At 50.7% G+C, this 11,791-nt stretch carries 11 protein-coding genes; 4 read left to right on the forward strand and 7 right to left on the reverse strand.

From position 1 onward, the window contains the following. Positions 1-253 precede the first annotated feature (253 nt). The 7 genes from AC1DF8_RS28580 to AC1DF8_RS28610 form a co-directional block, all read right to left on the reverse strand. On the reverse strand, positions 254-1,261 hold the full coding sequence (locus AC1DF8_RS28580; RefSeq protein ID WP_113212122.1) for a fatty acid desaturase family protein: 1,008 nt from the start codon (positions 1,259-1,261) through the stop codon (positions 254-256). Between the two features lie 121 nt (positions 1,262-1,382). After that, positions 1,383-2,258 (reverse strand): hypothetical protein, encoded by an 876-nt coding sequence (locus tag AC1DF8_RS28585; protein WP_478155871.1) that lies wholly within the window; start codon positions 2,256-2,258, stop codon positions 1,383-1,385. A 688-nt stretch (positions 2,259-2,946) separates the two neighbouring features. Then, a complete protein-coding gene (locus AC1DF8_RS28590) occupies positions 2,947-3,816 on the reverse strand; it encodes an FkbM family methyltransferase (protein WP_478155872.1) in 870 nt (289 codons plus the stop codon). A 32-nt stretch (positions 3,817-3,848) separates the two neighbouring features. After that, positions 3,849-4,580 carry an FkbM family methyltransferase gene (locus AC1DF8_RS28595; protein WP_478155873.1) on the reverse strand — a complete coding sequence of 244 codons (732 nt, stop codon included), beginning with the start codon at positions 4,578-4,580 and terminating at the stop codon, positions 3,849-3,851. After that, complete coding sequence (locus tag AC1DF8_RS28600; protein WP_478155875.1) at positions 4,577-5,353, reverse strand: class I SAM-dependent methyltransferase; 777 nt, start codon at positions 5,351-5,353, stop codon at positions 4,577-4,579. Before AC1DF8_RS28600 ends, AC1DF8_RS28595 begins: the two co-directional genes overlap by 4 nt. Beyond that, positions 5,353-6,672 (reverse strand): glycosyltransferase family 2 protein, encoded by a 1,320-nt coding sequence (locus AC1DF8_RS28605; protein WP_478155877.1) that lies wholly within the window; start codon positions 6,670-6,672, stop codon positions 5,353-5,355. Before AC1DF8_RS28605 ends, AC1DF8_RS28600 begins: the two co-directional genes overlap by 1 nt. Before the next feature lie 3 nt (positions 6,673-6,675). Continuing rightward, positions 6,676-7,602, reverse strand: coding sequence for a lysylphosphatidylglycerol synthase transmembrane domain-containing protein (locus tag AC1DF8_RS28610; RefSeq protein WP_112971530.1), 927 nt, complete (start codon positions 7,600-7,602; stop codon positions 6,676-6,678). Positions 7,603-8,072: 470 nt separating this feature from the next. On the opposite strand from AC1DF8_RS28610, the gene AC1DF8_RS28615 reads away from it, so the two are divergent. From AC1DF8_RS28615 to AC1DF8_RS28630, 4 genes are read left to right on the forward strand one after another with little or no spacing between them, the layout of a single operon-like run. Further along, positions 8,073-9,053, forward strand: coding sequence for a GDP-L-fucose synthase family protein (locus tag AC1DF8_RS28615; protein ID WP_112971579.1), 981 nt, complete (start codon positions 8,073-8,075; stop codon positions 9,051-9,053). Then, complete coding sequence (gmd, locus tag AC1DF8_RS28620) at positions 9,054-10,172, forward strand: GDP-mannose 4,6-dehydratase (protein WP_478155880.1); 1,119 nt, start codon at positions 9,054-9,056, stop codon at positions 10,170-10,172. A gap of 32 nt (positions 10,173-10,204) precedes the next feature. Further along, a complete protein-coding gene (locus tag AC1DF8_RS28625; RefSeq protein ID WP_478155882.1) occupies positions 10,205-11,269 on the forward strand; it encodes a Gfo/Idh/MocA family protein in 1,065 nt (354 codons plus the stop codon). Then, positions 11,266-11,757 (forward strand): acyltransferase, encoded by a 492-nt coding sequence (locus AC1DF8_RS28630; protein ID WP_478155884.1) that lies wholly within the window; start codon positions 11,266-11,268, stop codon positions 11,755-11,757. The genes AC1DF8_RS28625 and AC1DF8_RS28630 overlap by 4 nt, the downstream gene beginning before the upstream one ends. Positions 11,758-11,791: the final 34 nt, after the last annotated feature.

Raw genomic sequence — 11,791 nt, forward strand, 5'->3', positions numbered from 1 at the left:
GCCCCTGGAATCTATTTGAAAATGTACCGTAATTTGCAGGGTACATAAGAGACAATTGATCAATCGCCGGCCTCGGATTCAAATAGAAATGCTCGCAATCGTTGCATCGTACATACGTAAATGTATCTTCTGTGCCATGATAGATATAGTCAGGCCCCCGCGCGATGATAGAGAAAACTGTACTACCGCAGTTTGAACAAACTGTGGATGAGCATTTCATTTGACCGGTCATGGCAATCGTAAACTCGGATATTCAGAGCGCAAGCGCGTCTTCGACAGAATCTGAGAAATCATCATTCCTGCGGTTTCTTGACAAGTGAATGAACTTAACGAACCCGCTTCGTTGAAGGTTTCCCGGAAACTGATTGTAGAACCCCTTATCGAACAGATGCTTGTGCAATTTTGCCAGATTATGCTGAGGAACCGCTGGGAAAAGGTGATGTTCGACATGATAGTTGAAATTGGCCTGATACATGAGCCATTTTTCAAACCAGATTGGGACGGTTGTGCGTGCAACCGGTACCATCGCCATTTCTTCGCCATCTGCATAGCTCGGATAGTCCTCCGGCTGATGTTCAGCGATTGTGCGAATGATATTGAGCGCTATCGCAACGCCGGCGATGGGGTAACCCCACAGCAAAATATATAGATACCAACGGTCGGCCAATACGCACAGGATCAATAGGACACCGTTGAAAACTAGTGTGACGAGCGGCGCCACCCACGAGGGCGATACCGAGCTTCCTGCAGCATCTTTGCGCGCAGCCCCCCCATACTTGTCCACGGCGAGCCACAGGCCCATGGTACCGCTAAGCGCCTTCACCATGACCCAAGCCAGTGCACGAAACCCCTTGATCGGCTGCCGGTAGGGGTATCCATCTGCATCTTGCTCGCTGCCGAGGTGAGCGTGGTGGCTCATATGACGAAATCGATATGCGGCAACCGACATACCGACAGGCGCAGCGAAAAAGACATCGCACCAAAGATCGTTCTTTCGGCGGCTGGAATACAGATGGAAATGCGATGCCTCGTGAACCCAAAGCAGCATACCTTGCGTGACAGCGCAATTAATGACGAAAGGGAGCCAAACGAGCCACCACGGGCCTAGAAGTGCGACCGCCCAGGCAGCTGTAATCTGGAGCCAGATCAGCGCAGTTGCGGTTACAATCGTAAATGGTTGCGGCTTTCTAAGTGATTCCAACGTAGCGGAATCGACATATTTCCTCGCAACCTTCATGCATTCGTTGAATCGTGCATCCATGCAGAAAACAAATTCTCAAGTCTGTCAGCTAGATTGATGGCATATAAACTGGTTCATGGCGTCTCAAGCAGCATAAGAAGCAGCTCGGAGGAAGAGCAAGATCGACCGCAACACATCGTAGCTACACACGCCTTCCAGCGGAAAACTGCCGTACACCAATAGAAGTGGAAAGTATATAGAGCGGGAGAAGCGGCGCCGCATATCTGGTATTTCCAACTGGAAAAAGAAAAGCCGTGGCGAACGCGATGGTGACGACACACAACATTAAAACGGGCACGATCGGCACCCTCCTGACCAGCAGCGCGCAGCCGAGACAAGACAAAATGATCCAGAGGTCGGGCGGCACTATGCCCAGTTTGAGTGGATCACGGAAATGGTTCGGGAGTGTCGTTATATAAGCGGAAAACGCTTGTCGAATTTGAACATTCGCTGCGCCATCCTCGGCAGCTACAACAGGATCGTTTCCATTTCCATTGTCAAAAAATCTGACGAATAGAGCGCGATAATCGCTGTCATATATCCACGCTTGCCATTGATAATAATAATATTGATGATCGAACAATGCCCGAGCCGTATACCCCCTGAATATCACCCTCTCAGGTCCAGCCATAAGATGCGGAATAATCATCCCGATTGAGGCAAGGCTGTAGAGGAATCGGTTGGCTTGCACGCTAATACCATCGTTGCTGAGAGCCTGGCCCAAAACTATCGCTTGACGGTTAATTGCTGTATTCTCAAGCCCCTCGTCATGCCAGAATTGCGCCAGTTTGAGGACGTCATCCATCGCCATCCCCTTTTCGATCTCCTGGTCTCGCGAGAGTGAAGATGGAAAATCGACGGTATAAAACAGGTTGCGAACATCAATTGATGGATGAGGATTGATCTGGAAACCAGCGACCAGAAAATTCAAACCTCCGGAAGGCATAAAGAATCTTCCAGTCTGCAGGAACCGATAGGCAGGATAGGCCCCAACGGCGGAAATGGAGACGATGATCAAGATAGGCAACCATCGCGACCAGAGCCGCTTCCTGGACAATAAGCAGCAAAATAGCATTGCTGCAACAATAGCTCCCCAATAACTTCGGAATTGTGTTACCACCAATAACGCTGCGAGCGCCGCATATAAACAAGGTCCTCCAAATTCGGCTCGAACTGACAACCGCAAGCAACAAGCGAATGCTATCAAAACCAAAGAGGACGTAACGGACTCTGTCAGAAGTGCATTGTGGAATGACTGGTAGGCAGGCAAAAACAGTAGAACAAACAGCGAGATCAGATGGAGCCGAGATGGCCAGAGCTCGCAAATCGTACGGAAGGCAAATATAAGTGCGGAAGCGGCAAGCGCATGTTGAAAAATTGCAAGTGTCGGCCATTGCCAGGACGAAGGAAAGTTCTGAAGAAAGAGCCAGATTGCTGGCACCCCGGGTCCAAGGTGACTGTAAATCCATTGTCCAGTCGTCGCGTAGAAAGCAGTCAGGGATGCCTCTGATCTCATAGCCGACGCAAGTTCGACATAATCCCTGCCATCAACCCAATAAGTCGCTCCAAAGACTACCAAAGCATAAATATGAACGATAACGATCGCTAGAGACCCAAATAACACATACCTATTTGGGCGACTTGTATTCACTCCGCTATTCATCAACCTTACTTTCCATAAGATGCTTTGATTGGGTTTCGGGCCGCTAAACAGCGCCGGTAAGCTCAACTCCCTTTTGTGAAGCTATGACGTTCATCCCGCCGGACTCAGGAATTGCTTTGCGCACCGCATCAGGACTTCTCGGCAGCTGGCGCCCTGAGTCCACGGAGGAAATCTCGTAGCCAGAGCTCCATAAAACTTGAAGAAGCTCGTCGAATTTTTGCGGTTGCTGATCATATACATACGGTGCAAGTTCCAGCATGATACGTGGTTTGCTACGTTTAAGGACAGCTTGCGCCCCTAACAGAACATCGAGCTCGTTCCCATCCACATCGAGCTTGATGAAATCAATCCTTGGATTGCCAAGACCCATGACATGGCGGTCGACAGTATCCATCAACGCGCCGTCGGTAGACATCAAGCGCCCAAAATGCTCGCCATGCAGATCGTCCGCCTTCTCCAAAGGCCAACTGGAATAAACCGCGGCCGGCACTATGCTTTCCGCACTCGCCATAAGCATCATCTGGTTCGCGCGGATGCGTGATTGAAGGACCGGATTCAAAGCAATATTGGCACATTGCTTCGAGTACGCATGCGCCGTTGGTTCAAAGGAATGTACTCTTCCAGAGTCGCCAACGAGCAATGCAAGAGGGAGGGTGTGAGCGCCAACATTTGCTCCGATATCCAGAATGATATCGCCTGTCTTAATCAGGGTCGCATATTTCCGGAGGGTTCTTACCTCAAAGCCCCCGAGCAGATAAATCGCGAAGTCGATACCATCCTTTAGGTCGAGTGACCACCTAACGCCTCTCCGGACTACCACGACGTCGTCGGGAAGGCCGAAGACGTGTCTGATAGACAAGACGATTGCGGAAAGGCAGCGCGCTATTCGGATCTTCGTTCTTGTTGAAAACATTGCTGATTTTGTTATCCTAAAACTTCGCCAAGCTATTTTCGAGATATCAGTACATTACAGTAGCTGGTCGCAGAAAAACATTTCAGTTCGTCGGGACTGAATTCCTCATCTGGGTATCCTTCGATGCTTACTATCGAAAACCCGAGAGATTTTAAGAGAATGATCACATCATCAGCATTCACGGATGCCTTTTTCAACCCAAAAGGCCAGAATTCCATCAGAATCTTAACATCTGTATTCTCTGTTAATATTCTCTTCGCGCCGAGCAGCACATTCATTTCGTAACCCTGAACATCGATTTTGATAAAATCTATTCGTTGTCCTGAAGGAAAATAATCATCAAGGGCGACCAACGGAACATCGATACTTTTGCGGCCGTCACCACTATCGAATGTCCGATGATCCACATTCATTTCATCTGATGTGTAAAGCTTTACACTGCCAGTACGCTCGCCGACCGCGCTTGGAATCGCCAGCACGTTCCTGAGGCTCCCTACATTCCTCTTAAGCCGATTGAAATTGATCGAATCGGGCTCAAAACAGTGAACCGTGCCTTCCGATCCTACGAGGCGGGAAAAAAATCTGGTATAAACACCAATATTTGCGCCGATATCGACAACTATCATACCTGGTCGCAAAATCAGTTGAACTATCTTCCGCTCCTTGCGGTCAGCGATGGCTTTCCAATGTTTGTATAAAAAATAATAAAACGGGTAATTCGAGGAATAGAGCCAATTTGCCACGCGAAACAGAAACAGCTTCATTTTTCACCCAGGGCAAAAAGACGAACTATGAAAAAAGAAGCGAAAAGCTTTGGCGCTGCGCTGGCCATCGTCTGATCAAGCTTGAAACACATTTTATAGATGGATGGCGGCACGGGAATCCGTCGGGATATGCCACCAGTTGCCATATACGAAAACGCAGAGAAATAGCTCCGCTTTGTGCGGGATAGATCATAGCAGTCCGCAATTTCGTTTTCCCAGTTATTTCGCGAGAAGAACAACATGTGCGGAAGTGCTTGGTTCGACGATGAGAGAGGGCCGTCAATCTTGTCTAAAATCGGTCGCTTGATCGAGAAATCCACAGGCTCGTGATGCAAGAGTTTGTACAATGGGTAAGACATCAGAGAAAAATATGGCTCGACCATATAGACGCTGCCATTCGCACGGAGTTTCCGTGTCGCACCACGGAGAAATCTTATGGGATCACGAAGGTGGTGCAGCACGTTGGTCAGCGTGATCGCATCTAGACTGTTATCCGGAATTTCGGAGAAGGTAGCAATGTCGTGACAATCAAAGACCAAATCCAGATAGTCCAGATTAAGGACGTCCGATGTAATGATATTCGGAAAGTGTAGCTTCAGTGGCGAGGTCCCGCTCCCGATTTCAAGGACGCGCCACGAGCTAAAACCTGGCTCGCTGGCAAACAGCTGGCGATAAAGCTGTTCATACCAGTACATCAGATTAACATTTGCTTTCAACTTGCTTCTGTTGGCAAGCGTCGCCCTAAGGTCGTGTTCGTAGAGATCATCGGCCATCACAAGAACTTTATCTTCCGAGCCGCAAAAACCAGCATCGCCAATAGAATAGCACCATGCCTCCAGCGAGAGATGTTAGTATCGCCGTAGACACGTTCGCGATAGGATATTGGCACTTCAACGATTTTCAGACCCATTCTTGCGGCGCCAAAAATCAGGTCGAAGTCACCAAAGGGATCGAACTCCCCGAAATAGGAGCGGTTGGCTTCAAGCTTCAAATAGTTCGCTCGGCTAATCACCTTGGTGCCGCAAAGGGTGTCTTTATACCTCTGCCCAAGAACGAAGGAGAAAGCGATTGCAAAAAACTTGTTCCCGATAAGATTAAAGAAGCGCATGGCGCCCTTTTCCATCGGATAAACAAGTCTCGTACCGTTGATGAATTCGCCTTTATCAGCGACAATTGCCTGATAGAATTTTGGAAGGTCCTCCGGCGGCACGGTCATATCTGCATCTAAGATCATAAGTATATCTTTCGTTGCCAAACTGAACCCCTTGCGGACCGCCTCCCCTTTTCCCTTCGCATCTTGTTGAGCGGTTATTATTCTGTATTGATCGCCGTAGCGGCTGCTGACCGTCTTTATGGTCTCCCAGGTCTCGTCGGTAGAGTTTCCTTCAACAAAGATGATCTCGTCTTCTGGTCCCATCGCGGGAATACGGCGGACAATTTCTTCGATATTGCCGGCCTCATTTCTAGCTGGAACGACAATCGAAACCGATGGCTTGGATTTGTCAACGACGGCCACTTTGGGGCGAGCGATCGCGATGTTAAGAAGGCAAAAGATCCTGAAGAACGGCAGCGGCGCGATAAAGCGGTTTATGACACTGCTGAATAGAGGGATGTAAAACGGGACTAGAATACGCTGATCTAAGCGGATCAGTTCAAAATCCTCAAGGTCAAGAAGATTGTGAATATCTTCATGCGCCAACCAATTGGCCTCGGGAAGCTTACCTCGCAAGTTGAACCTTGATGCAAGCGCCGCAAAAGGCCGCCACAAGCTACTGTAATATGTCACTATCAGCCTTGTATCAGGCCTGCAAAGCTGCCTCACAGCGGCAAAAAGCGCTTGGATGTCTCGTTCATAGTGGATTAGTCCACTTACAACCAGGAAGTCGGGCGGGTTCCTCCCCACTTCCTCGATTGAAAGAGCATCGGCACCATCAAAACCCTCTTCATGACGCCCATTGCGAAAGGCGATTTTTCCTTGCGGAAAACTCCCAATCAATTGAGGATTGGCAGGATCTATCTCCACAACAGAATTCTGTGGCAGGACAAACAGGGAAACGTATCGCCTCAGAAGGTGATAGAAATACTTTTTCATCTTCTACTCAGTCACTAAACGCCCGAGCCGCCACTGGCAACCAATCACCAGCGCGGGAACTGCGTAAATCACCAGGAACAGGAAATGGATCGCGGTTGCCAATACAATTCCCTCGGAAGAAGATCTTCCAAGCAATATGAATGCAGAGACAACCGAAGCATGGTATGTCCCGACACCTGAAGGAGCGGCGGGTATCATCAAACCTAACGACCCGGCGAACAACACGACAAGCGATTCATCGTAGGATAGGGATATGCCTACAATTCGGCCGACCAATATGTACGCCCAAGAGTACAACAGCACCCACATCAACAAGGTCAATAAACTCGGCAGTGCAACAGCGGAGACTGAAAGACCACGCGCCAAATCCAAGAGCACACGCTCCACCCCCTTCTCGGCGACTGAGGTGAGCTTTAAGAGACGGAGCACTCTGCCGGCAACAGCCGACAATTGTTTTGAAGAAAAGCGCAAACCGATTGCAACCAACAACGCCCCAGCCAACCCAACCGCAGAGAAATAGAGAATGTAACCGTTAGAAAACAAGGTGCGATTTAATACCGCCGCCAGCAAACCAACGAGAAAAATCGTAAGAAAATCCACAAATTTTTCGACAACGAGCCGACTAAAAACTCCTGCATAGGGAATCTCTGCTCGCTGGCCGCTATAATATACCCTTAGCAAATCTCCCCCACGCGCGGGGAGCAGCATATTGCCGCCGAGGCCGATTATCGACGCAGTGAACGAAGCCATCATACCAAGCTCAAAATCGAGAAGAAGTTGCCAGCGCAGGGCATAGACAAATGCTATTGCGCCTGTGAGCAGCAGAAAAAGCGCAAGCCTCTCCGGTGAGATACCAAATTCCATCACCCGAAATGCATCTCGCCATTCAATATGATTGGCCAAAACGAAGATGAAAATTAAACTCACCATCCCTGCAGCGGTCGCTCGGAGAATCTTAGAGTTTCGGATGTAAGGTCGCCTTTCAGTTCGTTTTCAAGCACAGCGTTGCCATCGGGAGTCCTTGGAACTTCCGATGGCGTTTCACTACTAGCAGAATAACCAAATGCTGCAACCACGAGATTATTATCCACAGGGCTATTCGGTCGACCACACTCGTCGCAACTGGGCTACAGCCGTTTCTTCAAAGCGTGAAAATGCCTTTTCCGCATGGGCCGTCCGGCAACCAACGACGGAGTGCTGCGAGGCTCAATCTAAGCACCTGCGCCAGTTGAGGTATAACGGAGGACTCGCGGACGGCCGGCTTCAGTCGGTCGATCAAGATTGACTTTTACAATCGGAACCCGCAATCAGGCGCAAGGTAACAGTCCGCAAGATGCCAAATCTGCGGCATGAGAGGCGATGCGTACTCCAAGGAAGGCTTAACCATCCGCGAGCAAACCATGCGTAAATTTTCGAAAATATTCGTGGCGGGACATAGAGGCATGGTCGGCTCAGCTATTATGCGGCACCTGCTAGCCAGCGGCTGCCCTGCGGATCGGATCGTCACGGCGCCGCATCGAGAGCTAAACCTCATTGAGCAAGCCGACGTTCGCCACTTCTTTGAAAGGGAGCGACCTGATGAGGTCTATCTTGCTGCAGCAAAGGTTGGCGGCATCTACGCAAACAACACTTATCCGGCAGACTTTATTTATAACAATTTGATGATCGAGCTAAATGTCGTCGAGGCAGCGTTCCGAAGTGGCGTAAAAAAGCTAATGCTCCTAGGCTCGAGCTGCATTTATCCAAAGCTTGCTGATCAACCGATCAAAGAAAATGCGCTTTTGACGGGGCCGCTCGAGCCGACCAATGAGCCCTATGCCATTGCAAAGATTGCCGGGATAAAACTTTGCGAGAGTTACAACCGGCAGTATGGCGCCAGCCATCAGGTCGATTACCGGGCCGTAATGCCAAGCAATCTCTACGGGGTCGGCGATTCCTATCACCCACAGAATTCCCATGTCATTCCCGCGTTGATACGACGCTTCCACGAGGCCAAAGTCGAGGGGGCATCAAGCGTAACGCTGTGGGGCAGCGGTACGCCGCTACGTGAGTTCCTCTATGTGGACGACATGGCTGCGGCGAGTGTGCACATCATGAATCTGCCCTATGAAGACTACAAAAGCCTGATGCCTCAAGCTCAGAGCCATATCAATGTGGGATATGGGAGTGATGTCACGATCCTTGAGGTTGCGACCATGATCGGCAAGATTGTCGGCTTCACTGGCGCCATTGAATTCGATAAAACCAAGCCGGATGGCACTCCTCGAAAACTGATGAACAGCGAGGTTGCTAGAAATCTTGGCTGGTCGCCAATCGTTGACCTCGAGCAGGGCCTCAAACTGGCCTACGCAGATTTCCTATCCCGAGAGAAAGTCGCATAAATGAGCAAAGTCGCTTTAATCACCGGCGTAACAGGCCAGGACGGTTCCTACCTCGCGGAATTCCTTCTTGCGAAGGGATACGAAGTGCACGGGATCAAGCGGCGCATGAGTTCGTTCAACACGCAGCGTATCGATCACATCTACGAAGATCCGCATAGCGAGAACACGCGGTTCCAACTGCATTACGGCGACCTGACGGATACGAGCAATCTGATTCGTATCATTCAGGAGACTCAACCAGATGAGATCTACAATCTTGGTGCTCAGAGCCATGTGGCCGTGAGCTTCGAGAGCCCCGAATACACTGGCGATACCGACGCCTTGGGTACGTTGCGGCTTTTGGAAGCGATCAGAATACTCGGCCTCGAAAAGAAGACGCGCTTTTATCAGGCCAGCAGCAGCGAACTCTACGGATTGGTCCAGGAAACGCCGCAGAAAGAGACCACCCCTTTTTACCCACGCAGTCCTTATGCGGTGGCAAAGCTGTATGCCTATTGGATTACGGTCAACTATCGTGAATCCTACGGCATGTATGCATGCAACGGCATCCTGTTCAATCATGAAAGCCCCCGTCGCGGTGAGACATTCGTGACGAGGAAGATTACCCGCGGCATGGCGAACATAGCTCAAGGGCTCGAGAAATGCCTTTACATGGGCAACCTTGACGCATTGCGCGACTGGGGACATGCGAAAGATTACGTGAGGATGCAGTGGTTGATGCTTCAGCAGGAGCGTCCTCAGGATTTTGTCATTGCAACCGGCAAACAGTACAGCGTACGGCAGTTTATCGAATGGGCCGCGCAAGATCTGGGCATCAAGCTCAGATTCGAAGGGAGTGGCTTGAATGAGCGGGGCATCGTAGAATCTGTCTCCGGAGAGCGAGCACCCGTGCTCAAGCCAGGCGATGTCATCGTTAAGATTGATCCACGTTATTTCCGCCCAGCTGAGGTCGAGACTCTCCTGGGAGATCCCAGCAAGGCCCGCGAAGTTTTGGGATGGGTCCCCGAAATTTCCGCCAGAGAAATGTGCTCGGAAATGGTTGGGCACGATCTGGTAGAAGCCCAAAGGCATGCCCTGCTCAGGAAGCATGGGTTTGACGTCAGGGTCAGCGCTGAATAACAACCGACGACAAGGCTGTTGAGGAACTACTCGTGATAAATTTTGCTATTGTCGGTTGCGGACGAATTGCGAAGAGACATTCAGAGCTGCTTGGCCTTTCTCAGATTAAAGGAGCAAGATTGGCCGCAGTTTGTGATGTCGTCCTCGAAAAGGCGAAAGAATTTGGCGAACGCTTCGGCGTTCCGTATCATCAGTCATTTGACGAGATGATGCAGAACGAGCAGATCGACGTTGTTTCCGTGCTGACTCCGAGTGGCATGCACGCAGAACACGTGATCGCGTTGGCCAAGTATAAGCGACATATCGTCGTCGAAAAACCAATGGCACTCACGCTGACGGATGCGGAGGCGATGATTAAGGCATGCGATGACAATGGGGTTCGCCTTTTTGTCGTCAAGCAGAACCGCTTTAACGTCCCCGTTGTAAAAGCGCGCGAGGCACTGGATGCAGGTCGTTTTGGCAAACTCGTCCTTGGCACGGTCCGGGTCCGGTGGTGCCGTGATCAAAGTTATTACGATCAAGACAGCTGGCGCGGTACCTGGGCTTATGACGGAGGCGTCCTGGCCAATCAGGCGAGCCATCACATAGATATGTTGACCTGGTTCATGGGCGAAGTCGAAAGCGTACACGCCCGCGCCACCACAGCACTCGTCAACATCGAGGCTGAAGATACGGCTGTTGCCACCCTAAAATTCCGCAATGGTGCACTTGGGATCATTGAGGCGACGTCTGCAACACGCCCGAAGGATATCGAGGGTTCGATCTCGATCCTCGGTGCCGGAGGCTCGGTCGAAATTGCAGGTTTTGCAGTCAACAAGATTCGGACCTGGCAATTCAGCGACAATCATGTCGCCGACGCCGAGGTCATGGATAAGTATTCGGTCAATCCGCCGAATGTGTACGGCTTCGGTCATCAAGCTTACTATGAACATGTCGTCGATTGCCTAGCGAATAACAGCAAGGCCCTTGTCGACGGGCACGAGGGCCGACAGAGCCTGGAACTCATTATGGCGCTCTATGAATCCATCGCATCCCAGAAAGAGGTCTCCCTGCCCCTGGAGGTCAAATACTCCAAATTGGGAAGTCGATCCTCGTGACGGATCGTTCGCCGACACTCTGGAAGGCGCAAATCCGGGATGTAGTCTGCGGCGATCGCGTGAAGATCGTGGAGCCCGCGAACGTCTATGAATGTACCCTGTCCGATGACTGTTTCGTCGGCCCTTTCGTCGAGATCCAGAAGGGTGTTCAGATCGGCGCCCGCACGAAGGTACAGTCGCATAGTTTCATTTGCGAGCTCGTTGAGATCGGCCAGGATTGTTTCATCGGCCACGGTGTGATGTTCATCAACGACCTTTTCTCCAGCGGCGGGCCGGCGAGAGGAAACCGGACACTCTGGAAGGAGACACGCATCGGAAATCGAGTATCCATCGGGTCGAATGCCACAATCCTGCCAGTAAACATCTGTGACGACGTGGTTATTGGCGCCGGGACGGTAGTGACCCGTGATATCGACGTTTCGGGCGTCTATGCCGGAAATCCGGCGCGGTTTATGCGCCCCTTGAATACCGACCCTGCTCAGAATTGAAACAACGCGAACGCGTCAACATCAATAGAAGTGT

The sequence above is a fragment of the Rhizobium sp. 05N49 genome, from assembly GCF_056396805.1.